This window comes from Pseudomonas sp. OE 28.3 (genome assembly GCF_014268205.2).
GTDB lineage: Bacteria > Pseudomonadota > Gammaproteobacteria > Pseudomonadales > Pseudomonadaceae > Aquipseudomonas > Aquipseudomonas edaphica.
This window is the reverse complement of the sequence record NZ_CP077082.1, coordinates 3,671,326-3,696,757: the sequence shown is the minus strand read 5'-3', so window position 1 is coordinate 3,696,757 and position 25,432 is coordinate 3,671,326. Positions and strand designations below refer to the sequence as shown.

The window sequence follows — 25,432 nt, the reverse complement described above, 5'->3', positions numbered from 1 at the left end:
GAATTCAAGTGATGCCAAAGCCTATAGTTCGTTCGGCCTTGTTTGTACCCGGCAGCCGCCCGGAGCGCTTTTCCAAAGCGCTGGCCAGTGGCGCCGACGCGGTGATTGTGGATTTTGAAGACGCGGTTGAAGAACCCCTCAAGCGCCAGGCGCGGGATAACCTCGGGGTGTTCTTGCAAGCGCATCCAGAGGCTCAGGTGTGGGTGCGCATCAACGCGCCGGAGCATGCCGAGCATTTTGAGGATGTGGCGTTCTGTAAAGCCCATGCCAATGTGACGGGTGTGCTGCTGCCCAAGGTAGAGAGCGCCGCCCAGGTGGCCGTGGTGGCGGCTGCTGGCAAGGTGATATGGCCGATTATCGAAAGCGCCAAGGGCTTGCTGGCGGTGGCTGAGATTGCCCACGCGCCGCAGGTTGAGCGCCTGTCGTTTGGCGGGCTGGACCTGGCGCTGGACTTGAACCTGAGCAGCGGTTCCGCGGCTGCGCAGTTTGCGTTGGATCAGGCACGCCTGGCGCTGATTGTGCATTCCCGTGCTGCTGGCTTGGTGGCGCCACTGGACGGCGTGCACCCGGCCATCGACGACCCTGAAGGCCTGCGCCGTTCGATCCGGCATGCCTATGAAATGGGCTTTGCCGGCGCGCTGTGCATCCATCCCAAGCAGGTGGCAGTGATTCATGCCGCACTGGCGCCCAGCGCTGAAGACCTGGCCTGGGCCAAGCGCGTGGTAGAGGCGGGTGCCCATGGGGCCGGGGCTTATCAGATGGATGGGCAGATGGTGGATGCGCCGGTGTTGCTGCGCGCACAAAGGCTCCTGGCCGGCCAACTCTGACTGAAACAACCGGGAGCAAAATGTGGGAGCTGGCTTGCCTGCGATAGCGGTGGACCCTCCCATGAATTGACGGCCTGACACACCGCCATCGCAGGCAAGCCAGCTCCCACACTGGATCTTCATTGTTCTGAAGTATGGCGTTCGGCCTGGCCGAACGCAGGTATCTAAAATTCGAAATTCACTACACGCATCACATCAGGCACCTTGCCCTATAACACAACAATAAGAAGGTGATTCCCCATGCTCAAGCTTTCTCGGGCGCTGCTGTGCGCCGCCACTCTGTTTGCCGCGGGCCTGGCCCAGGCGGCAGACCCGATTGTGATCAAGTTCGCCCACGTGGTTGCCGAAAACACGCCTAAAGGCCAGGGCGCGCTGCTCTTCAAAAAGCTCGCTGAAGAGCGCTTGCCGGGCCGTGTGAAGGTCGAGGTGTACCCCAACTCCTCGCTGTTCGGCGATGGCAAGGAGATGGAAGCGTTGTTGTTGGGCGATGTGCAGATGCTGGCGCCGTCCCTGGCCAAGTTCGAGCAGTACACCAAGCAAGTGCAGATCTACGACCTGCCGTTCCTGTTCAACGACCTGGCCGCCGTCGACCGTTTCCAGGCTGCACAGGGCAAGGCATTGCTGACCTCGATGCAAGACAAGAACATCCTCGGCCTGGCCTATTGGCACAATGGCCTCAAGCAGCTTTCGGCCAACAAAGCACTGCGTGAACCCAAGGACGCCCGTGGCCTGAAGTTCCGTGTGCAGGCTTCCAGCGTACTTGAAGAACAGTTCAAGGCGATCCGCGCCAACCCGCGCAAGATGAGCTTTGCCGAGGTGTATCAAGGCCTGCAGACCGGCACCGTGAATGGTACCGAGAACACCTGGTCCAATTATGAAAGCCAGAAGGTCAACGAAGTGCAGAAGTACTTCACCGAGTCCAACCATGGCCTGATCGACTACATGGTGATCACCAACGCCAAGTTCTGGAACGGCCTGCCGCCGGATGTGCGCACCACCCTGGACCAGATCATGGTCGAAGTCACCGTCGAGGTGAACAAGCAGGCCGAAGCGCTGAACCAGTCGGCCAAGCAGAAGATCATCGACGCCAAGACCAGCGAAATCATCGAACTGACCCCGCAGCAACGCCAACTGTGGCGCGAAGCCATGCGCCCGGTGTGGCAGAAGTTCGAAGGTGAGATCGGCGCCGACCTGATCAAGGCGGCGGACGCCTCCAACCAGTAATCGGGCGACTACCCAAAACTACTGTGGAAAGGGCTTTATGTGGGAGCTGGCTTGCCTGCGATGCAGGCAACTCGGTGTATCTGTAGCGCCGAGTTGATCCCATCGCGGGCAAGCCCGGCTCCCACAGAGGTCCGCTTCCACAGTTTGTTCCGCTTTCCACCCCGACATCATTCCCGCTTCGCGAGGTTTTGCCATGCAAACGCTAAGGCGCGTCTGGGAGCACCTGGAGGAAGGGTTTATCGCCTTCCTGCTGGCCGCCATGACCCTGGTGACATTCGTCTACGTCATGCTCAACAACATCTACACCCTGTTTTTTGCTCTGTCTGACAAGTGGGCATGGAGCAGCAGCTTTTTCGGTGCCTTGGGCGACCACACCATGACCTGGGCCCAGGACATGACCTGGAGCGTGGCGCTGACCAAGGCCATGTTCGGCTGGCTGATTTTCTTCGGCATCTCCTACGGCGTGCGCACCGCCGGCCACCTTGGCGTAGATGCGCTGGTCAAGCTGACCAAACGCCCGGTGCAACGCCTGCTCGGCATGCTCGCCTGCCTGTGTTGCCTGGCCTACGCCGGGCTGTTCATGGTCGCCAGCTACAAGTGGGTGAGTGCGGTGATGACCGCGCAGATCGGCGCCGAAGACCTCGACCAATACGGCGTGGACGTGGGCGATATCGTGATCATCGTGCCCATCGGTTTTGCCCTGGTGTTTATCCGCTACCTGGAAATTTTTTACCGCATCTTTACCCACCGTCAGGTCGGGTTGGGGCTGGCCGACGAGGCCGGGGAGGCCAGTAAGCTGGCTGGCAGCCATGAGGAGCGTCACTGATGGCCGTGCTCTGTCTGTTTTTGCTGTTGTTCGTGTTCATGTTCCTCGGGGTGCCGATCGCGATTTCCCTGGGGCTGTCCGGCGCGGTGTCGATCCTGATGTTCAGCCAGGACTCGGTGAGTTCGCTGGCCATCAAGCTGTTTGAAACCTCCGACGCCTACACCTTCCTGGCGATTCCATTCTTCCTGCTGTCCGGTGCGTTCATGACCACCGGCGGTGTGGCGCAACGGCTGATCGACTTCGCCAACGCCTGTGTCGGGCATATCCGAGGCGGCCTGGCGATTGCGGCGGTGCTGGCGTGCATGCTGTTTGCGGCGCTGTCCGGGTCATCGCCGGCGACGGTGGCGGCAGTGGGCTCGATTGCCGTGGCGGGGATGGTGCGCTCGGGTTACCCGAAGGAGTTCGGCGCCGGGATCATCTGCAACGCCGGCACCCTGGGCATCCTGATCCCGCCGTCGATTGTGATGGTGGTGTACTCGGCAGCCACCGAAACCTCGGTGGGCAAGCTGTTCATGGCCGGTGTGATTCCAGGATTGCTGCTGGGCCTGATGCTGATGGTCGCGATCTACATCGTCGCGCGCATCAAGAAGCTGCCGGCGCAGCCCCGTGCGACCTTCCGCGAGTGGCTGACCTGCGCACGTCGCGCGTTCTGGGGCTTGCTGTTGCTGGTGATCATCCTCGGCGGCATCTACAGCGGCATGTTCACGCCGACGGAAGCGGCGGCCGTGGCGGCGGTGTATTCGGCGTTTGTCGCGCTGTTTGTGTACAAGGACATGAAGCTGCGCGATTGCCCCAAGGTGCTGCTGGAATCCGGGCGCCTGGCGATCATGCTGATGTTTATCATCGCCAACGCCATGCTCTTTGCCCATGTACTGACCACCGAACAGATCCCGCAGGAAATCACCGCCTGGGTGATCTCCGAAGGCCTCACGCCGATTGGCTTTTTGATCATGGTCAACGTGGTGTTGCTGGTGGCCGGCAGCTTTATGGAGCCGTCCGCGATTGTGCTGATCCTAGCGCCGATCTTCTTCCCTATTGCCATGAAGCTGGGGATTGACCCGATTCACCTGGGGATTGTGATGGTGGTCAACATGGAAATCGGCCTGGTGCACCCGCCAGTAGGGTTGAACCTGTTTGTGACCTCGGCGGTGACCGGGTTGACCCTCGGGCAGACGATTCGCGCAGCGTTACCGTGGCTGATGATCCTGCTGGTGTTTTTGATCATGGTCACGTACTTGCCGTTTATCTCGCTGGCGCTGCCGCACTGGCTGGGCATGTAACACGGTCTGAAAATGTGGGAGCTGGCTTGCCTGCGATAGCCATACGTTCGAAGGCACCCCGTTCCCCTGTGGCGAGCAGGCTTGCCCTGCGTTGGGCTGCGCAGCAGCCCCAAAACCAGGCGCTGAGTTCTTTCAGAAAGAATTTCAGTGCCCTTGCTGGGGGCTGCTGAGCAGCCCAACGCAGGGCAAGCCTGCTCGCCACAACAAGCGGCGTACCGCAGGCTTTGTTTTAACCGGCAGTTGTGTAGATACCTATGCTGAGATAGCGGTGGTTCAGTCAGCCAATTCGGTGACTGATATACCGCCGTCGCAGGCAAGCCAGCTCCCACATTTGGTTTTTGTCAGGTCTTAGTGGTCCATCGCGCCCAAGATCGCATAAGCCAGCTTCACCCGTTCGGCATTCGGGTAATTGCGGTTAGCCAGAATCACCACACCCATGTCCTTGCTCGGTACGTAAGCCACATACGCGCCAAAACCGCCGGTGGAGCCGGTTTTGTTGTACAGCACGTTGGCCGGTTGTGCCTGCGCCGGCGTCAGCCAATTGACCTTGTGCGGCTGCATCGCCATTTCGGTCGAGTTGCCCTCCAGCAAGGCCTGCAGCTTGATCGGGTAGGGGTAGCGTTCCCAGCCCAGACCCTGGGTCATGCCATTGACGGTGTAGTAACCCGCGTGAGTGGTGGAGATCGCTTGTTGCAGCGGTTTTTCCAGGGGCTCGGGGTGCAGGTTGGCAATCACATAGCGGGCGAGGTCCTGGGTGCTGGTCTTGATACCGTAGGCTTCGCTGTCCAGGGCGCCGGGGCTGACGCGAATGGGTTTCAGATTTTTGTCATAGCCTTGCGCATATTGAGCGGTTTTGCTCGCCGGCACGCTGACGTGGGTGTTGGTCAGGCCCAGCTTGGGCAGCAAGGTTTTCTCCATGGCAACGTTAAACGGCTGCCCCAGGCTTTGCGCCGCGAGGTAGCCGAACAAGCCGATGCTGGGGTTGGAATACAAACGCTGTTCGCCCGGCGCATACGCGGGTTTCCAGTGCTGGAAATAACCGAGCATGGCACCGGCGTTGTCGGCCGCGTCGGGAAACTGCAACGGCAGGCCACCCGGTGTGTAGGTCGCCAGTTGCAGCAGGCTGATGTGATCGAATACGCCACCGGCCAGGGCTGGCAGGTGCTGGCTGGCGGTATCCGAGAGCTCGAGCTTACCGGTGGCCTGGGCGTAGCCGCCGAGGGTGGCGGTAAAGGTTTTGCTGATCGATCCGATTTCAAACAGGGTGTCTTGGTTGACGGCCTGTTTGGTTTCCCTTGATGCAACACCGTAGTTAAAGTATTGAACCTTGCCTTGGTTAACCACCGCGACCGACAGGCCGGGAATCCCTTGTTGCTGCATCAGCGGCTCCACGCTGGCATCGACTACCGTGCGCAGGTCGGTGGCGGCCATGCAGCTACCGGAGCCTATTAACAGGGCGCTGAACAGAATTTTTTGTAAGGTGTGATTCATGCGGGTTCGCTTCCATGTAAAAGATGTGCTGACGATCAAGGCCTGCGCAGGCGGGGCAAATCTAGGTGGATTTTGTACGGCGGGCAAACGATGATATCTCGCATCAGCCATTAGTTAATTTAGGGTCATGCATGCTGCGCTCCCATTTACCGCTCAATGCGTTGCGCGCATTCGAAGCTTCCGCCCGGCATTTGAGCTTCACCCGAGCGGCCATCGAGCTGTGCGTGACCCAGGCGGCAGTCAGTCATCAGGTCAAAAGCCTGGAGGCGCAGTTGAACGTCACCTTGTTCAAGCGCCTGCCACGCGGCCTGATGCTGACCCGCGAAGGCGAAACACTGCTGCCGGTTGTGCGCGACTCTTTCGACCGGATTGCCCTTACCTTAGGCCAGTTCGAAGGTGGCCATTACCGTGAAGTGCTCACCGTCGGGGCGGTGGGCACCTTCGCCGTCGGCTGGTTGCTGCCGCGCTTGCCGGACTTTCAAAGCCGCTACCCGTTTATCGACCTGCGCCTGTCGACCCACAACAACCGTGTTGACGTTGCCGCCGAGGGCCTCGACTACGCGATCCGCTTCGGCGCTGGCGCCTGGCATGGCACCGACGCCTGCCAGTTGCTTGACGCGCCGTTGACCGTGCTGTGCGTGCCGCAGATTGCCGAGCAATTGCACACGCCGGACGACGTGCTCAAGCACACCTTATTGCGCTCTTACCGCGCCGATGAATGGAACCTGTGGTTCCAGGCCGCCGGGCTGCCGGCCGACACGCCGGTGCCGCGCAGCATCGTGTTCGACTCGTCCCTGGCGATGATGGAGGCCGCGCAGCAGGGCATCGGCGTGGCCTTGGCGCCGGCGATGATGTTCTCACGGCAACTGGAGAGTGATGTGATTCGCCAGCCGTTCAGCGTGGGCATCAGCACCGGCAGTTATTGGCTGACGCGCTTGCAATCGCGGGCAGAAACCTCGGCCATGGCCGCGTTCAAAGGCTGGTTGAAAGCACACAGCGCCCAGGCTTGAAGTTTTTATTCTTGAAACAAAATGAAACATTCGTGACGGGTTAACCTCTACCGTACCCCGTACCGAGTGCTTCCATGAAAATTCCGCGCCCCTCTGCCCGCATGCCCCACCTCATCCAACTGCGCAACCTGAAGATGGCGCGCTCGGCCCATGCTTATGTGCGCGGCAGCACCGTGCAGTTTTACGAGTGGCTGCACAGCCAGCCCGGCCGCCGCTTGCCCCATGGCCCGGCGATCTGGATCTGCGGCGATTGCCACGCGGGCAACCTCGGCCCCACGGGTGATACCAAGGGCCGTATCGACATGCATATCCGCGACCTCGACCAAACCGTGATCGGCAACCCGGCCCATGACCTGGTGCGCCTGGCGCTGTCGTTGGCCACCGCCGCACGCGGCTCGGACCTGCCGGGCGTGACCACCGCACGCATGCTGGAAGAAATGATGGTGGGCTACGAACAAGCCTTCAAAGACAAGCCCGATGAAGCGCCGCCGCGTCCTTCCCAAGTCAAGGCTGGCATGCGCAGCGCGGTGGAACGCACCTGGAAAAACCTGGCGCGTGAACGCATTGAAAATGCCCGGCCTACTATTCCGTTGGGCAAGCACTTCTGGTCATTGTCACGGGCGGAAAAGAGCGCGCTGCAAAGTGTTTGCGCCTCGGATGAAATCCACCAGTTGGTGACCTCGCTCAAAGGCCGGCCCAAAGACGCCAAGGTCCAATTGCTTGATTCGGCCTATTGGGTCAAAGGCTGCAGCTCCCTCGGCTTGCTGCGTTATGCAGCCTTGTTGGGCGTGGGCGACAAGGACGACCAGGAATATTGCCTGATCGACATCAAGGAAGCCGTCGGCGCCGCCGCGCCCCGGGCGGCACGCGCGAAGATGCCACGCGACAATGGCCGGCGCGTGGTGGAAGGCGCCCGCCAGCTGTCACCGGGCCTGGGCGAGCGCATGCTGGCCACACGTTTTCTCGATCACGGTTTCTTCATCCGGGAACTGCTGCCTCAAGACATGAAGCTGGAACTCGATGAGCTAAGCGAGATCGACGCCATGCACGCCGCCGGTTACCTGGCCCGCGTGGTCGGCATCGCCCATGCCCGGCAGATGGACCGCGATACGCGCAAGGAGTGGATGGCGGTGTTGCAGGAAAACCGCTCCAAACAATTGGATGCGCCCTCGTGGTTATGGACCAGCGTGGTGCAGTTGGTGGGCAGCCATGAGCAGGGGTATCTCAACCATTGTCGGCGGTATGCGTTGGAGCACTAGAAGCGGGGCATGAGCGTTGTGGCTATTTATGGCGTTAAGAAAATTTCGCTATTATTTAGGAAATTTCCTATTTCATTAGTCGTTATTTTGAGAGTGTCAAGCCAAGGTCTATTGCCGCTTGTCGGAAAGATTAAATGCCAAAAAATGCACAAATTTATTTTATTCTTATATATATCAACAAGTTATATCTATAATTCTGACTATTTTATAAATTGCCGGAATGTTGGCATATTCAAAGTTCGATGATAGCGTTCCGCCTTCAATTATCGACGGATCGAATATGCACTTGTCCACGCCATGGATTCGGCCATTACTGTGCCTGACAGTGTTGTGCCTCAGCGCTCACAACAGCGCCTTCGCCGCGACCAATCCAGGTGACCAGGACCTGATTCGCGACCGGCAAAACCGCCTGCTGGAAGAGCAACAGCGGCGCCTTGAAGAACTCAAGGACCTGCCCGGCAAAGAGCTGAAACCGGCGGCGCCCGCCACCCCCGTCGATACCCGTTGCTTCCCCATCCAGCACATTGAACTCAAGGGCGCAGACAACCTGTCTGTCGATGAGCGCGAGCGCCTGGTCAAGCCTTATCTCAATCAGTGCCTGGGGGTTTCCCAGCTGAATGAATTGCTCAAGCGCGTGACCGACTCTTACATCGACAAAGGTCTGGTCACCAGCCGCGCCTACTTGCCGCAACAAGACCTGTCCAGCGGTCGTCTGCAAGTATTGGTGGTGGAAGGCAAGCTCGAAGGGGTTAAAGGCGCCGACAACAGCAAGCTGTCCGAGCGCGAGTTGGCCATGGCGTTTCCCGGCCACACCGGCGACTTGCTCAACCTGCGAGAAGTCGAGCAGGCCATCGATCAGCTCAATCGGTTGCCGTCCAACCAGGCGCAAATGGAACTGGCTCCCGGCACCGCAGTGGGCGGCAGCACGGTGCTGGTCAAAAACAACCCGCAAAAACCCTGGCGTGCCAGCCTGTCGCGCAATAACGATGGGCAGCGCAGCACCGGCGAGCAACAGTGGGGCACCGGCTTTGAATGGGACAGCCCACTCGGCCTGGCTGATCAACTGGTGCTGCGCGGCGGCCACGACGCGATCAGCGACCACCAGAAAACCTCAAAAAACGCCATGCTCTACTACAACGTGCCGTGGGGCTGGTGGAACTTCAGCTACAGCTACAACCAGAGCGATTACCGCTCGGTGGCCCAGGGCGACGGCTTTGACTTCAAGCAAACCGGCGACAGCCAGAACCACCAATTGCGCGCCGAACGGGTGATCCATCGCGACGCCCTGAGCAAAACCTCGGTCAACGTGGGCCTGGCCCATCTGCGCACCAATAACTACATCAACGACAGCCACCTCAAAGAGAGCAGCAACCGCCTCAGTGAGTTGCAGGTGGGCATCAACCACGGGCGCCGGATTGGCAGCGCCTTCGTCAACCTCGATGTCGGCATGCAAAACGGCACCGGCGCGTTCGACGCCCAGGGCAATCACAACCCCGGCCCAGGCGTGCCGGATGCGCGCTACCGCAAATACACCGCCACCGTCAGCTACCTGCAACCGTTCAAGCTGTGGGGCGAGTCCTTCAGTTTCACCAGCCTGGCCACCGGGCAGCGCAGTGAAGATGTGTTGTTCAGCCCGCAGCGCATGAGCCTCGGCGGCTCCTCGTCGATTCGTGGCTACAAGGACCAGCAACTGAGTGGCGACAGTGGAAGTTATTGGCGCAACGACCTGCGCTGGAGTCGCCCGGTGACGCTGGAGTGGCTGCGCCCGGTGTTCGGTGAGTACGGCGCCAGTGTTGGTTATGACCAAGGCGTGATTCGCAATGCGCGCTACAACGGCGAGTTACACGGCCGGGTCTCGAGCAACTCGCTGGAGCTGTTTGCCCGTGGCCAATACGTCAGCACCAGTGTGACCTTTGCCCACTCGCTGGAACGACCGGCCACGCTGCTTGAACGCGAAGCGCCGATCTACTTCCGCATGGATTTTTTCCTGTAATTCAACGCCCCGTTGCATCGAGAATTTGAAATGGATGTTCGCCAGTTTGCCTTCCTTGTTCGCCAGCCTTCGGCTGCCCTGAAAAGCCGTGACGCGTTCCTGGGCCTGCCCAAACGTGGCTTGGCCCTGATCCTGGCCAATGCGCTGTTCTGGCAGCCATTGCTGGCCCAAGCCGAAGGCATTGTGGTCAGCGCCCCCGGCACCAGCGTCGGCCAGGCCGGCAATGGCGTGCCGGTGGTGAACATCGCCGCGCCCAATGGCAGTGGCTTGTCCCACAACCAGTTCAAGGACTACAACGTCGGCGCCAACGGGCTGATCCTCAACAACGCCACCTCCACCACGCAGTCGACCCAGTTGGGCGGGATCATCCTCGGTAACTCCAACCTGCAGGGCCGCGCCGCCAACATCATCCTCAACGAAGTCAACGGCGGCAGCCCCAGCCAGTTGCGTGGCTACACCGAAGTGGCGGGCCAGTCGGCCAAGGTCATCGTCGCCAACCCCTACGGCATCAGTTGCAACGGTTGCGGCTTCATCAACACCCCCAACGTCACCCTGACCACCGGCAAACCCATCCTCGATAACGGCCGCCTGGACCGTTACCAGGTCGATGGCGGCGCCGTGACCATCGACGGCCAGGGCCTGAACGCCAGCAACGTCGACCGCTTCGAAATCATCACCCGCTCGGCGAAGATCAACGCGCAGATCAATGCGCGCAACTTGACCGTGATTGCCGGGCGTAACGACGTCAACGCCCAGACCCTGAATGCCACCGCGCGTGCCGATGACGGCAGCGCCAAGCCGGAACTGGCGATTGACTCGTCGGCGTTAGGCGGGATGTACGCCGGTGCGATCAAGCTGGTGGGCACCGAAGCCGGTGTGGGCGTGAAGCTGGACGGGACGTTGGCGGCCAGTGGTGGGGATATTCAGCTGGATGCCAATGGGCGGTTGAGCATGGCGCAGGCGGCGGCCAGCGGCGCGGTCAACATCAAGGCCGCAAGCCTCGACGCCCAGGGACCGGTCTACGCCGGCACGGCGTTGGATGTGCAGACCCAAGGCGACCTGAACAGCCGTAAAACCCTCGCGGCCCGCGACAGCATCACCTTGACCAGCGGCGGCCAACTGACCAACAACGGCATTATCGAGGCCGGGGTCAACGCGGATAACACCCGCAACGCCACAGGTGATCTGAACCTCACCGCGCAAACCGTTAACAACAACGCCAGCAGTCTGGTTGCCAGTCGCAACCTGACCGTCAACGCGACACAAGCCCTGAACAACCAGGGCGGAACCTTGAGTGCCAAACAGGTCGCCAATATTAGCGCGGGCACCCTGGACAACCAGAACAAAGGCCGCGTGCTGAGCACGGGCAGCCTGACCTTGAATGCCAGCCAATTGCTCAACGCCCAGGGCGGGCTGGTGAACAGCAGTGGTCCATTGAGCGCGACGGCCGGGCAATTGAATAACCGCAGCGGCGAGGTGTCGAGCCTTGACACGGCCACGCTGAACATCGCTTCGCTGGACAACGTTGCCGGGCTGGTCACTGCGGGCAACGCCCTGAGCCTCACCGCCAGCGGCGCGGTCAATAACCAGGGCGGTCAACTTACCAGCCAAGGCACGCTGAACCTCAAGGCCGGTGCCGTGGATAACAGCGCCGCTGGCCGTATCGCCAGCAACCAGGCACTGACCGCCAACGTTGCCAGTCTGAACAATAACGCCGGTCAACTCACCAGCGTCACGTCGCTGACCCTGGACGTGAACAAGGGTCAGTTGAACAACCAGAGCGGCTTGATCCGTGGTCCGGCCCTGGCCCTGAACAACCTCGCCGACGTCGGCAACCAGAGCGGTGAAATCTCCAGCGCCCAGGGTTTCACCTTCACGGCGAAGAGCCTGGATAACACGGGCGGCAAACTGCTCAGCGATCAGGCCTTGAACGTGCGCCTGGACCAGGCGCTGACCAACGTCAAAGGCGTGGTCTCGGCCAACGGTCTTGATGTCCGTGCGGCCAGTGTGAACAACAGCACGGGTACGCTTACCAGTGACGCCGGCCTGTTGCTGAACCTGGACGGGGCCCTGGCCAACAACCAGGGCGAAGTTTCCAGCACGAACGCCACGCAAGTGCAGGTTGCCAGCCTGAATAACAGCGGCGGCAAGGTCACTGGCGATACCTCATTGAACGTTGATGTGCGTGGCGCGCTGAACAACCGTCAAGGCGTACTCGGCACCGGCCAGACGGCCTCGATCACCGCCGCCAGCCTGGACAACAGCAACACCGGCAAAGTGCTCAGTAACGGCAGCCTCACCGCGCGTATCACGGGCCTGCTGGACAACCAGAACAACGGTTTGCTCACCGCCAAAGGCACGATGGATGTGCAGGCGGGCAGCCTCGATAACCGGGGCGGCAGCCTGAGCGGCAGAGACTTGCTGACCCTGAACACGGCCAGCCTGGACAACCGTGGCGGCAAGGTCAGTGCCGACAAGAACCTGCAGCTCAACGTCACCCAGTTGAATAACCAGGACAAAGGCCTGCTCAGCGGGCAATCGGCGATCCAATACCTGGGCACGACCCTGAGTAATCAGGGCGGCTTGCTCAGTGGCGTGGGACCGGTGCGCCTCGACGCGACGACCGTGGAAAACGCCGGCGGGCGTATCTCCAGCAAGTCTGATCTGACGGCCAACGTCACCCATTTCAATCAGCAAAAAGGTGAATTGGTCGCCGAAGGTAATTTGCGCCTGACCGGCAGCACGCTCGATAACCGCAACGGCGGTCTGATCGGCGCGACAAAAGCGCTGACCCTCACCGTCGATGACATCAACAACCAGGCCGGGGAAATCTCCAGCGCCGTAGACGTGAACCTGGCGGGTACCCGCCTCAATAACAGCGGTAACGGCAAGCTGTTGGCCGGTACCGACCTGGGGCTCAAGGTGGCGCAGGTCATCAATCAGAGCGAAGGCCTGTTGTTCGGCAAGGGCAAGGTGACGCTGCAAGGCCTGAGCCTGGACAACAGCGGCGGCACGGTGTCCGGCCAGCAAGGCCTGACCCTGACCCACAGTGGTGATCTGAATAACACCGGCGGCTTGCTCACCAGTCAAGGCTCCATCACCGCCACAACGGCCGGGCTGAACAATACGGCGGGCAAGGTATCGAGTGCCGGTGCCATTGCGCTAACCGCTACCGGTGCGATGACTAACCACAATGGCGCCGTGACCACCGACCAAGGCTTGATCCTTAACAGTGCCAGCCTGGGCAATAGCGGGGGCACACTCAGTGCCAAGGGTGCGGTAGGCGTTACCACCGGTGCTTTTGACAATACCCAGGCCGGTCGCCTGATCAGCAATGACACCCTCACTCTGACTGCCGGCCAGGTCAGCAACGGCACGGACAGTCGTATTGCCAGTGACAAAAATCTGGTCGCCAGCGTGACGGGTTTTGACCAGCAGGGCGGGCAGCTCTACAGCAAGACCTCACTGAGCCTGGACCTGAACAACGGTCAACTGAACAACCAGCAAGGCCTGATCAACGCGCCGTTACTGATGCTGAAAAAACTCAACGGGGTCAACAACCAGAACGGCGAAATCTCCAGTGCCCAGGCGTTCACCCTGGCCAGCAAAAGCCTGGATAACAGCAGCGGCAAACTCATCAGCAACCAAGCGCTGACCCTGCGCGTTGAACAGGCTCTGAGCAACATTAAGGGCCTGGTTTCTGCAGCTGCGCTGCAGGTGCATAGCGCCAGCCTGGATAACAGCGGCGGTCTGCTCAGCAGCCGTGGCGAGTTAGGTCTCACGGTTGACGGTGCTTTCAAGAACCAGGACGGCTCGGCGATTGGCGACGGCAACGCGCAACTGACGGCGGCCAGCCTGGACAACACCGACGGCCAGGTTTCCAGCAAAGGTGATCTCACGGTGAACGTCGCGGCGGTCACCAACCAGAACGGCGCCCTGATCGCCCAAGGTGCGCTTGCCCTTACAGGTCAGACGCTGGACAACCGGAAAAATGGTTTCGTAGGCGCCAACCAACGTGCCGACGTCAACGTAGGCGCGGTGGATAACCGTGGCGGTGAGATCTCCAGCAAAGCCGCCGTGCAGATAACCGGCCAGCGTTTGGATAACAGTGACAGTGGCCTGGTGCTCGCCGCGACTGACTTGAAGCTAAACGTCGACAAGGTGCTGAACCGTAACAAGGGCCAACTCAGCGGCCAGAGCGGTGTGAACCTGGCAGGCGACAGTCTGGACAACAGCGGCGGCAGCCTGATCAGCCAGAAAGACCTTGCCCTTAAGCTCGGTGGCGAGCTGAACAACAGCCAAGGCAAGTTGAGCAGTGAAGGTCTGCTGACTGTTAACGCGGCGAGCCTGAACAACCGTCAAGGCAGCGTATCCAGTGCAGGGGCGTTAAACGTCACCACCCCAGGGGCCGTGGATAACCAAGGCGGGGAACTGGTCACTGATGCAGGCCTGACCTTGAGCAGCGCCAGCCTGGATAACAGGCAAAAAGGCACCCTCAGCAGCACTGCCGCGCTGAAGATCACCACCGGCGCGTTCGACAATAGCCACGCCGGCAACGTCAGCACCAGCGACACCCTCGACATCACCGCCGGCCAGTTGACCAACCAGGACGGCGGTCGCTTGACCAGCAACAAGGCCCTGATCGCCAAGGTCACCGGCCTGGATCAGCAGGGCGGCAAACTCTTCAGCAACACCTCGGTCGCACTGGACCTGAACCACGGCCAGTTGAACAACCAGGGCGGTCTGATCAACGGTCCGCTGTTGATGCTGAAAAACCTCAAAGGCGTGAACAACCAGGGCGGTGAACTCTCCAGCGCCCAAGCCTTCACTCTGGCCGCCGACAGCCTGGATAACAGCAACGGCAAGTTGCTCAGCAACCAGGCGCTGACCCTGCGCATCAACCAGGCGTTGAGCAACGTCAAAGGCCTGATCGCCGCCCAGTCCATCGACGGCCGTGCCGCCAGCCTGGACAACAGCGGCGGCACCCTGACCAGTCGTGGCGACACTTCGTTTAATGTCGACGGCCAGCTCAGTAACCAGAACCAAGGGCTGATTAACGCTGCCAATACCCTGACCCTCAACAGCACCGGCCTGAACAACCAGGGCGGCTCTGTGCTGGGCAAGTCCATTGCCATCGACCTGGGCAGCGCCACCGGCGACCTGAACAACAGCGCGGGCCTGATCACCACCGACGGCCAACTGACCATCACGCACCTGCGTGACCTGAGCAACCAGGGTGGCGAAATCTCCACCGCTCAGAACCTCAACCTCAGTGGTCGCACGCTGGATAACAGCACCGGCAAACTGATCAGCAACAACCTGCTGACCCTAAGCGGCAATAAGCTGGTCAACCAGAGCGGCCTGATCTCCGGCTGGCAGGGTGTCAGCATCAGCGGCGCGGACCTGGACAACCGCAACCAAGGCACCGTCTCCAGCCGTTATGGCAACGTCGACGCCACCCTGAGCAACAGCCTGCTCAACAGCGGCGCCGGTGCGCTGGTCAGCCAAAAAGCCCTGACCGTCAAAGCCGCCAGCCTCGACAACAGTGACAAAGGCATCCTCTCCAGTGCAGGCGGGCAAACCCTTACCGTCACCGGCCTGCTCAACAACGCCCAAGGTGGATTGATTGACAGCGGCGCGGCCCTCGACCTGCAAGCGCAAACGCTCAACAACGCGGGCGGCACAGTCAATGCGCAACAGGCACTCAGCCTGATCGGCACCAGCCTCGACAACAGCGCCGGCACCTTGATCGGCAACGGCACCGTAACCCTGGACCTGCTCGGCGCCCTGACCAACACCAATGGCAAGCTCGCCAGCGCTGGCGCGCTGCTGCTCAAACGCGCCACTGAAATCAACAACCAGGGCGGCCAACTGGCCAGCCAAGGCCTGCTGACGCTATTCGCGGGCAGCCTGGACAACCGCAATCGCGGCACCGTCGCCGCCAACGGCGCACTGGCAATCACCACCACTGGCGCCGTACAAAACAGCGGCGACGGCCTGATCTACAGCCAGAACGCCGACTTGAAGCTCAAGGCTGCGAGCCTCGACAACGCCAAGGGCTCGATCCAAAGCCAGACCACCCTGAACCTCGACATCAGCGGCGACCTCGACAACCAAAGCGGCAAAGTCATCGCCCAGGCCGGTGATGTGGACATCAACGCCGCGACCCTCGACAACCGTGGCGGCACCCTGGCCAGCCTCAAAGGCGCCCTGCAAGCCAAAGCACTGGGCGGCTGGCTGCGCAACGACTTCGACCTGAACAACAACCGCCAGGCCGGCATCATCCAGGCACAAAGCCTGATCCTGACCAGCGCCAGCCTCAACAACAACGGCGGCCGAATTGCTGCACAGAGCGGCGACACCGTTGTCACCACAGGCGCCTTCGACAACCGCGACGGCGGCCTGTACGCCAAAGGAGCGGTCAAGGTCACCGGCGGCAGCTTTGATAACAGCGGCGATGTACGCGGCCAGGTTGCAGGCAGGCAGATCGACCTCAACCTCAGCGGTGCGCTGAACAACCAGAAAGGCATCATTGAAAGCGATACCACCCTGAAAGTCGTTGCGGGCAGCGTGGACAACCAGAAAGGCCAACTGCGGGCGCTGGGGGCTAGCGGTAAGACTGAGTTTCAGATTGGTGGGGTGTTTGATAACCGCAACGGCACGTTGGAAACCGCCAACAGCGATCTGACGTTGAACGCCGGCAGCTTCCAGAACGTGGGCGGCAGTGTCTTGCACGTGGGGGCTGGTACGTTTGATATCAGTACCGCCAACCTGACCAATGCGGGCGGCACCGTTATCACCCGCGGCGGCCTGACCCTGACGGCCGACAACTGGACCAACAGCAGCGTGATCCAGGCTGGGCGATTGACGGTTAACGTCAAGACGCTCAACCAAACGGCAGGGGGGCAGTTACTGGCTTCCGATAGCTTGATTGGTGATGGTGGTAACTGGAGTAACGATGGGCTGATTGCCAGTGATGGCGGCCTCAAGCTGACGCTGGGCGGAACCTATAGCGGCAGTGGACGCGTCAGCAGCCTCGGAACACTGGGCCTGAGTGCCGCGCAAATGAACCTCAGTAACGCCGCCACGCTCGCGGGCGGCGGCAATACGACGGTGTCTGTGACGGGCCAGTTGAATAATGCCGGGCGCATGACGTCGGCGACCGACCTGACCCTGACCGCCGGTAGCGTGAACAATACCGGGACCCTGGGCGCCGGCCAGAACCTGACAGTGACTGCCGGGACGTTGCTCAACGACCGCGGCCTGATCTTCAGTGGCGCAGACATGCAGCTGCTCAGCCCGAGCTTCACCAACAGCTACGCCCAGGTCTACAGCTTGGGGAGTTTACTGATTGCCCGGGACAAAGACGGGACCAAAGCAGACCTGCTGGACAACCGTTCCGCAGGGATCGAAAGCGTGGGCAACCTGACCCTCGCCGCCGCCACACTCAACAACACCATGGACGTGTTGCAGTACACCGAACATGAGAAAAGTGCCACGACCATCACTCGGCTATCGTGCGCACTGATACCCATATGGGGATGCGACAATCGGGGCGGTGGGCGCTTCAACGGCCTTTGGGAGGTCTCAGAAACCGACCGCTTGCTGATCACGCTGCGGTCCGCAGCGGCCACGATCAATAGCGGTGCGGATCTGGTGATCAATGCCCGAGAACTGAACAACACGAGCAGCAGCATCAGCGCGGCCGGTAACCTGACGGCAAATGCCACGACGATCAACAACAAAGGGCTGCAATCGCAAGAGATCAAGTCCAGCCAGCAATATGTGAGTTACGTTGACCAGACAGGTACAGCGGCTCAACTGGCCGCTCTCTTCAATCAACGAAACAGCCCGACTCCTTCGGCCACGGTCGAGGCGGACCTGAGCAACTTTCTGGCCTTGACCGGGCCACCACCCGTCACGCTGCCCAAGAGCTCAACCGTCACCAACATCGAGTCTCTGGATGCGATTATTCAGGCAGGGGGCGCAGTCACTCTCAACGCTGCCCAGAATATTAATAACAGCGTAGTTCGTCCCTACTATGCCTATGTCGCGGCAGGTCGAACCAAGACCGACACGGGCGCAGGCAGCGCCTACTCGACACCTATTTCCATCAATGCGCAACTCCCTCCAGATCTCGCCCAGCAACAAGTCAACCCAATAACACTTCCCGGCTTTAGCCTGCCGACAGGGCAGAATGGTTTGTTTCGACTGAGCGGCCAAGGTGCTGCAACACCGACCCAACAAGGCCCGCAAAGCTGGACCATGGGCAGCGCGGTTATCGACACTGCCCAACGTGAACAAGCGGTGCCTGCCAGTAGCGGCAGGGCCGTGCAGGTGGGCAATGCAGCTCAAACCGCAGTGACCACGCAAGCACCTGTGCACACCGCTGACCTGGCGGCCAATGTATCCGGTAGCGGCACGGCCCTGAACGTGGCCCCGGTCGTAGATCCTGTTACGGGGGCCACACTGCCCGGCCGGTCAGACGTCGGCGGTGTCACCTCGGCAACGCCCGTAGAGGGGCAGGCGACATCAACGGGCTCGTTGACCGTTAACCGTGTGCAAGGGTTGCCTGACAGTAGCTACGTGTCCAATCCTCAAAAGTATTTGATCGAAACCAACCCGGCTCTCACCGATCTGAAGCAGTTCATGGGCTCGGACTACCTGCTGTCGAAACTTGGTTACAACCCGGATAACAGCTGGAAACGCCTGGGTGATGGTCTCTACGAACAACGACTGATCCAGCAAGCCGTGATCGCCCGCACCGGCCAGCGCTTCATCGACAACCAGACCAGCGATGCCGGTTTGTACAAATACCTGATGGACAACGCCATCGCCAGCAAGCAACAACTGAACCTGGCCGTAGGCGTGAGCCTCACTTCCGAACAGGTCGCGGCGCTGACCCACGACATCGTCTGGATGGAAAGCGCCACCGTAGCCGGTCAACAAGTGCTTGTGCCGGTTTTGTATCTGGCCCAGGCCAATAACCGTCTTGGCCCCAACGGTGCATTGATCGCCGGTAACGACGTCAACCTGATTGCCGGGGAAAACCTCAACAACGTCGGCACCCTGCGCGCCACCAACAATCTGTCGGCCAGCGCCGGCGCCAACCTGGTCAACAGCGGCCTGATCGAGGCCGGTAATCGTCTGGATCTGTTGGCGGGCAATAACCTGATCAACAAGGCGGGCGGGATCATTTCTGGGCGCGATGTGAGTCTCACGGCGGTTAACGGCGACGTGATCAACGAGCGTACGGTTACCACTCACGAGAGCGGCGGCGGGGCTTACATCCGAGAGGTGCGGCAGGACTTTGTGGACAACGCTGCCCGTATCGAAGCGGCCAACAACCTGAGCGTACGCGCCGGTCGCGACGTCAATAGCGTTGGCGGCGTGATGAGCAGCGGCGCCGACATGAGGATAGCGGCGGGGCGTGACGTGAACCTCGTCGCAGCCGAACAACGCACTGGCCGTGGCACCACAGAGGCGCGCACTGACAGCGTCACCCAGTATGGTACCGTGATCGAAGCCGGCCGCGACTTCCGTGTGCAGGCTGGGCGTGATATCAGCGCCATTGCCAGCCAGATTGACGCCAAGCGTGACGTTGCCATGGCTGCTACGGGCGACCTGACCTTGGCTTCAGGCGTGGATGAACAGCATTACTCGTATAACACCAAGAAGGTCAAGATCCAGGAAGACCACGCCCAGCAAGTGTCCACCACGGTGAAGGCCGGTGGTGATGTGGCGTTGAGTGCCGGGAATGATTTGGCGTTGATTGCCAGCCGGGTGACGGCGGGGGATGAGGCGTATTTGTACGCGGGTAAAAATCTGGAACTCAAATCTGCTGAGGACCAGGACTACAGCTTCTTTAGTAAGACCAGCAAGACATCGACGGGCAAGAAGTTCCGTCTCGATGAAACCGATACCGTCACGAACGTTGGCAGTTTGGTCAACTCAGGTGGCAACAGCACTCTGGTAGCTGGTGAAAACCTGCTGTTGGCCGGCAGTGCTGTGACTGCCGAGAAAGGTGCCGCGAAATTGGTGGCCGGTAAGGATGTACAGGTTCTGGCCGTGACCGATTCCGACAGCGCTCGCCATGAGCGCAAGGAAAGCAAAAGCAGTTGGGGTGGGTTTAAGTCGAGCAAGGTTGAGGACCAGGTCGACGAGAAGCATACCACTGCGGTGGGGAGTATGGTCTCCGGTGATACCGTCACTGTCGTGGGCGGGCAAGACGTGAAAGTGACGGGTTCGTCACTGGTCAGCACCGGTGACTTGGCTGTGCAGGCTGGGCGTGATCTGACCATCGACGCGGCGCAGAATACCTTCTCACGCACCGACATGCACAAGGAAAAGAACCGTGACCTGACGGGGGTGTTAACAGGCAATAAGCTGGGCCTGGATGACATCACCGGCAACCAGCATCTGTTCATCAACAGCCAGAAACACAACGGAACCGCTACAGAAACTACCCTCACCGGCAGCACCGTTGGCTCCAGCGCTGGCAACGTGACGCTGACCGCAGGGCGCGAGCTAACGGTGATAGCCAGTGACCTGATCAGCACCAAAGACATGTCCCTGAATGGCGCGAACGTCACCATCGCCGCAGGGACCGAAACGGCTAACCAGACCAGTAAGGACAGTTCCAAAAGTTTGGCCGTGGGACGCGTGATCGGCGGGACAATCGTCGATACCGCCAAGAGCATCCGCAATGACGTGCGGGCGGCACAACAGGCCGATGACAGCCGTTTGAAAGCCGTCAAAGGCGCTCAGGCGCTGCTTTCTGCCTATGGCGCAATGAACGGCGATGACAGCGCGGCCAACGAATCGGATGGCAAGCCCGCCAATAGCAAAGGTTCCATGATCAAGATCGGTACCGAGCTGGCTTCTACACGTAAGAAAAGCACCAGCGAGTACGACGCCGAAACGGTCAAACAATCGAGTCTCAACAGCGGTGGCAGTCTGGCTATCGTTGCCACAGGCAACGCGCCGGATACCAAAGGCGATATCCATGTGATTGGCAGCAGCATCAAGGCCAAGGAAGTGCTGCTGCTGGCGAAAAACAACATCACTCTGGAAAGCGCACAAGATCGCAAAAACTGGGACAACCAGAACAGCAATAACAAAACCAGTATCGGTGCTAGCTTCAACATTGGTGACCAGAACGGTTTCACCCTCGACCTTGGCGCCAAAATGGCCAAAGGCATGGGCACTGGGCAGGAGGTTACTCAGGTCAATAGTACCGTCGACACTGGTGGGTTAGTGCTCAAAAGCGGGCAGGACACCACGCTGGCCGGAGCCCAAGTGCGAGCCGATGCCATCAAGGCTGACATTGGCGGCAACCTGAATATCGCGTCGCGCCAGGACGAGGCGAGCCAGAAGAACAAGCAGACCAGCGCAGGTGTCGGCGCGAGTATCTGCGTACCTCCTTTCTGCTGGGGTTCGATGGTGACGGCCTCCGGCAATATCGCCGGCAGTAAAATGAACAGTGACTACAAAGCCGTCACTGATCAGACCGGGTTGTTTGCAGGTAGCGGTGGCTACGACATCAATGTGGGCAAAAACACCACGCTTGAAGGCGCCGTGATTGCCAGTGAAGCCAGCGCTGATAAAAACCGCCTCAGCACCGAACGCTTGCTGGTCAGCGATATCAAGAACAAGAGTGATATCAAAAGCCAGGCGGCCAGCCTGAGCCTTTCCTATACCAGCACCAAAGGGGATAAACCGGGCGGTCCAAAAACACCGGACGATCAAAGGCAGTGGGCGCACACGGACACCGGCGGCACGATGCCGTTGATGCTCAAGGAATCCGACAGCAGTAAAACCCGCAGCGCTGTCAGCCCTGGGACCATCGTCGTGCGTGACGCTGCCGGGGCGAATGATCTGGTGGGGTTGAGCCGCGACCCCGCCAATGCCAACAAACATCTTGATCGGCCGGACGAGAAGGCCATGCAAGAGCGGATCGACCTGATCCAAAGCTCGGCGCAGCTTTCCAGCAGCGTGATCAGCATGGTGGGTAAAGCCAAGGCGGATGAGGCTAATAAACTGCGCAAGCAGGCGGAGGCGCAGGCTAACGCAGGTTCGTCTGATGCAGCCGGAACAGCACGTGCAGCCGATGCGGCATACGCAGAGGCCCAGCGTTGGCAGGTCGGTGGCGATAAGAAAATGATGGCCGATATTGCATCGGGCCTGGTTGCTGCGGGCTTGGGTGGTGCAACGGGTGGTACGGCGGTTGGGATTGTTGCTAATACTTCATCCAGTGACATATTCAATAAAATTGGTAGCTTCGCCGACGAACAGAAAAACCGGAAAGACATAGATAGCGTGACTAAGGCTGCATGGGAAGAAGGCGGCGCGGCGCGCGTTTTATTGCACGCTTTGGCGGGCGCAGCGATTGGGCTTTCCAGCGGTAGTGCGCAGAGCGGAGCGTTGGGTGCGGGAGCCTCGGCGGCTCTACTACCATCCGTCATGCAAGCTCTGGCTGACAGCAAGATGAATGAGGCTGATCAAAAGGCCGTAGCCTCATTGATAGCCGCGGGTGTAGGTACTGCGGTCGGATCCAGTAATGGCGTGAGCGGCTCAGTCGTGGCCGCTGGGACTGCAGTGGGTGTGGAGAAGTACAACCGCCAGTTGCATCCGGACGAAATCAAGTTCGCCTCTGACAATGATCGAGTCAATCGCTACGCGAAAGAGAAAGGTATTACTGACGAGCAAGCGCGTATGGAGCTTCTGCGAACTGCTGCGGCGATGGTTGACCGAGGGTGGAATGCTGTGCTGAGTGTCGGGGATGGCAATACGGCGGATGCTGCCAGCTTCCTTCGCGCGGAGCTTTCGCAATCGAAAAGTACGGATCTGTTTCAGGTGAGTCTGGCGGACTACAATAATGAGCGACTGGGCTTGTCACAGCTGATGAAAGATAGGAAATCAGTTGAAAACCTAGTCAAGTACATTGAGTTGGTTGACCCTGATAAGTACCTGCACGATCCTAAGAATCAGGCTGAAATACTTAACGCGAAGGGCCAGGGTAGCGCCGAAGGTTTTGCTAATGCTGTAGAGGATTTGGCAAGCCTTGGATCCAAGACGGCACTGTGGGCGATGAGCACGGTGAATTGCCCTAGTTGTGGAGGGCGACAGTTTGTCGCCGCTGTTGAAGCTGTCCAGAGTTTGCCTGAGGAGTTAAGGCTCAAGGGGTATCTGGACACACTTCATATTATGCAGGGATATGGTGCTGATGTACTGAGGCAGAATGAGGCTATCGCGACCTCTGCGGGAGTGGGTATTGGTCTGGGTGGTGCCGGTGTCGGTGGTGCGGGGGGGGCAACGACACGCCTGACAGGGGAGCTTGCAGAGGCCGTGGGGAGACGTTTCACCGGAATACTCAACGAAGCGTCCGAACAAGCACTGATCAAGAGTGGCGGTATCTTTGGTCCAGATGGCAAGCCGATGATGGACCTGGGGATATTAACCAGAGAACAGAAAGGTGTCATGGGTGACTTGTTTGGCGAACGTTCTGTCCAGCAAATCGTTCCCGAAGGACAGAAACTGGCGCGGGTACCGGGTGTTGGAGAGACGGGGGTCGATGATCTTTATAAGGTCAATCGCCCGGATGTCGACTTTGTTGTTATCGAGTACAAATTTGTTGGTGATAACAAAAAATCTGGCTCCTCGGGGCTAGGCAATACGCAAGATGGTAAACAAGGTTCGACTTCATGGATACTCGGAGGTGACCGTCTGGAACGTGCGGTCGGAGAGAATCAAAGCATAGATGTACGGATCGCCGTGGATGCGAATCGTACTGAAACCTGGGTTGTGAGAACTCGGCCAGATGGTGCGACAGAAATTGAAGTGCTTGATGCCCGTGGAAAAATCAAAGCGATAGATACGTCTAAAATTATATCTTCCAAAAATTTGAATGGGGTTTTTCCATGATTCGTGCGCCTTGGGGAGATAAGCAGTATTGGGATGGTCGTGAGGCAAAGGATCTGCAATGGATTGAGCGTGCCAGTAAGATTTTGTCGGAGCCATCGGCTAACCCCGTATACAGAGCGCAATTTACGTTCGACTTTGCCAAAGATAATTTGCGTGCGGCCATACGGGTCTACTCGAGTGGTGGAGATGTTAAATCGATCGCAACATACTTCCCCGGAGTTCTGGATGCATGGGAACTTTCCAACCGAGAATCCGACAAAATATGCGCTGAAAATGGTCTTCAGACTTGCCGAGACTGGACCTTCGAGCTGACCGACTTAAACCACTACATCTACTGTTTCTGGCTGGTGGGCCTGGCGCTTGCTCTCGAAATTCCCGATGACCAGTGGCTTCGATTGGTTGCGTTAATAGGTAAAGGGGGGCAGGACGTTCTGCTGGATCGGATCATTGCGTACCGCCAACCAGAGCGGGCAATTGGGGAGAAGCTGTTACATGCCAAACCATATGCGAGACTGCTCAAGGCAATTGATGCGCCACAGGTGCAACAAGCAGCTCTGCTGTTGGCATTCGTAGAGCATTGGTATCCGGAGTTGAACAGGCGCGGTAAACAGCAACCGTGGTGGTACATCTATGGTGATCCGGTAAAACATCCACTTGAGATGGGAAGCTACTTCGGCCGCTGGTGTCTTGAGGCGGTCGCCGCCGTGAAAGTATTTGGGCTTGATGACAGCAATTGCATTGGGCACGAACACTATCCGGGTGATTTGCTCCATCCCAGTGAGGAAGTGATACCAACACCTAATCCAAGTGCCAAGTCTGGATGGTGGGCGCGGTTGTTGGGTAGGTCAGATTAGGCGTTGCCCGTATGAGCTACTGAAAGGAAAAGGGGACAAATTTATTTGATTTTCATAGAGTATTTGTGTCTGGGGAAGGTGGATCTATTTAGGTTTGGTGTGATTTTGTTGGGTCTATGTGATTTTTGTTTGAGACATTAAAAACTGGCTCTTTAAAAAATTGGCTTTTATTTTTAAATTGTGGGCTCTGAGCTTACCCAGATCGGGCGGCTCTACGCCGCCCGAATTTATTTATAAGTCTTGCGAAATCAGCCTTCGCCCAATCACATCCATGAGATCGCAACCATCACGCAATGGAATAGCCAGCAACAACGCAAAGTCGTGAAGGACAATCGCATCACTCCTGATTTCCTCGCGAAATGCCAGGTTTTCCAGAAACTAAGTCACCGCACGAATGCGGTAAGCAGCGGCATCATAGAGAACATCAAGAGGGGCTTGCGTGTCGATCACCAGCGCGGGGATGGTTGAATCGTGGCCTGTCAGTGCCATGTATCGGGTCATTTTATATCTCTCTACTTAAGTGATGGATGCCATCACTCAAACGTCGCCAAACGTATGGGTGACAGCTGTACGCAGGTTGGCGAACCGGCAGTAGAGAAAACCGGCAGACCCTAAGGTCTCCCGCGCACAGCCGTCATAAACGACTTTGCGGGCGCACAAGTGTCTGCAAAAAAGCCGTCAGCTTGCGCATTCTCTACCGTCAGGTCGCCAAACCTGAATCGCCATATGGGCGACCGGCGGACTA

Annotated in this window: 10 protein-coding genes and 1 pseudogene; 9 read left to right on the top strand and 2 right to left on the bottom strand. The window is 59.2% G+C overall.

The features are described from left to right. Positions 1-11: 11 nt before the first annotated feature. The 4 genes from HU759_RS16565 to dctM all read left to right on the top strand — a co-directional run bounded on the left by HU759_RS16565 (position 12) and on the right by dctM (position 4,157). Positions 12-827, top strand: a complete 816-nt coding sequence (locus HU759_RS16565; protein ID WP_170037719.1) for a CoA ester lyase — start codon at positions 12-14, stop codon at positions 825-827. A gap of 240 nt (positions 828-1,067) precedes the next feature. Continuing rightward, positions 1,068-2,051, top strand: a complete 984-nt coding sequence (locus HU759_RS16560; protein WP_017137474.1) for a TRAP transporter substrate-binding protein — start codon at positions 1,068-1,070, stop codon at positions 2,049-2,051. A 193-nt stretch (positions 2,052-2,244) separates the two neighbouring features. Continuing rightward, entirely contained in the window at positions 2,245-2,877 is a 633-nt protein-coding gene (locus tag HU759_RS16555; protein ID WP_017137473.1) for a TRAP transporter small permease, read from the top strand. Then, the gene (gene dctM, locus HU759_RS16550) at positions 2,877-4,157 is read left to right on the top strand and encodes a C4-dicarboxylate TRAP transporter large permease protein DctM (RefSeq protein WP_017137472.1); all 1,281 of its coding nucleotides are present in this window, start codon (positions 2,877-2,879) and stop codon (positions 4,155-4,157) included. Before HU759_RS16555 ends, dctM begins: the two co-directional genes overlap by 1 nt. A 348-nt stretch (positions 4,158-4,505) precedes the next feature. Here the strand turns inward: dctM and ampC are convergent, their stop codons facing one another. Further along, the gene (ampC, locus tag HU759_RS16545) at positions 4,506-5,648 is read right to left on the bottom strand and encodes a class C beta-lactamase (RefSeq protein ID WP_170037717.1); all 1,143 of its coding nucleotides are present in this window, start codon (positions 5,646-5,648) and stop codon (positions 4,506-4,508) included. A 131-nt stretch (positions 5,649-5,779) separates the two neighbouring features. On the opposite strand from ampC, the gene HU759_RS16540 reads away from it, so the two are divergent. The 5 genes from HU759_RS16540 to HU759_RS16520 all read left to right on the top strand — a co-directional run bounded on the left by HU759_RS16540 (position 5,780) and on the right by HU759_RS16520 (position 24,687). Continuing rightward, positions 5,780-6,658, top strand: coding sequence for a LysR family transcriptional regulator (locus tag HU759_RS16540; RefSeq protein ID WP_170037715.1), 879 nt, complete (start codon positions 5,780-5,782; stop codon positions 6,656-6,658). A gap of 74 nt (positions 6,659-6,732) precedes the next feature. Next, positions 6,733-7,917, top strand: coding sequence for a DUF2252 family protein (locus tag HU759_RS16535; RefSeq protein WP_026013734.1), 1,185 nt, complete (start codon positions 6,733-6,735; stop codon positions 7,915-7,917). 280 nt (positions 7,918-8,197) lie between these two features. After that, entirely contained in the window at positions 8,198-9,910 is a 1,713-nt protein-coding gene (locus tag HU759_RS16530) for a ShlB/FhaC/HecB family hemolysin secretion/activation protein (protein ID WP_170037713.1), read from the top strand. 30 nt (positions 9,911-9,940) lie between these two features. Next, complete coding sequence (locus HU759_RS16525) at positions 9,941-23,833, top strand: hemagglutinin repeat-containing protein (RefSeq protein ID WP_217858121.1); 13,893 nt, start codon at positions 9,941-9,943, stop codon at positions 23,831-23,833. After that, entirely contained in the window at positions 23,830-24,687 is an 858-nt protein-coding gene (locus tag HU759_RS16520) for a PoNe immunity protein domain-containing protein (RefSeq protein ID WP_017134667.1), read from the top strand. The genes HU759_RS16525 and HU759_RS16520 overlap by 4 nt, the downstream gene beginning before the upstream one ends. A 231-nt stretch (positions 24,688-24,918) precedes the next feature. On the opposite strand, the pseudogene HU759_RS29890 reads toward HU759_RS16520, so the two are convergent. Next, positions 24,919-25,188, bottom strand: a pseudogene (locus tag HU759_RS29890) (hypothetical protein). Positions 25,189-25,432 lie beyond the last annotated feature (244 nt).

What these genes read in the sequence shown, in the direction of transcription:
- HU759_RS16530 (WP_170037713.1), top strand. Translation starts at nt 8,198, where the DNA reads ATGCACTTGTCCACGCCATGGATTCGGCCATTACTGTGCCTGACAGTG.
- HU759_RS16565 (WP_170037719.1), top strand. Translation starts at nt 12, where the DNA reads ATGCCAAAGCCTATAGTTCGTTCGGCCTTGTTTGTACCCGGCAGCCGC.
- ampC (WP_170037717.1), bottom strand. Translation starts at nt 5,648, where the DNA reads ATGAATCACACCTTACAAAAAATTCTGTTCAGCGCCCTGTTAATAGGC.
- HU759_RS16520 (WP_017134667.1), top strand. Translation starts at nt 23,830, where the DNA reads ATGATTCGTGCGCCTTGGGGAGATAAGCAGTATTGGGATGGTCGTGAG.
- HU759_RS16525 (WP_217858121.1), top strand. Translation starts at nt 9,941, where the DNA reads ATGGATGTTCGCCAGTTTGCCTTCCTTGTTCGCCAGCCTTCGGCTGCC.
- HU759_RS16555 (WP_017137473.1), top strand. Translation starts at nt 2,245, where the DNA reads ATGCAAACGCTAAGGCGCGTCTGGGAGCACCTGGAGGAAGGGTTTATC.
- HU759_RS16540 (WP_170037715.1), top strand. Translation starts at nt 5,780, where the DNA reads ATGCTGCGCTCCCATTTACCGCTCAATGCGTTGCGCGCATTCGAAGCT.
- HU759_RS16560 (WP_017137474.1), top strand. Translation starts at nt 1,068, where the DNA reads ATGCTCAAGCTTTCTCGGGCGCTGCTGTGCGCCGCCACTCTGTTTGCC.
- HU759_RS16535 (WP_026013734.1), top strand. Translation starts at nt 6,733, where the DNA reads ATGAAAATTCCGCGCCCCTCTGCCCGCATGCCCCACCTCATCCAACTG.
- dctM (WP_017137472.1), top strand. Translation starts at nt 2,877, where the DNA reads ATGGCCGTGCTCTGTCTGTTTTTGCTGTTGTTCGTGTTCATGTTCCTC.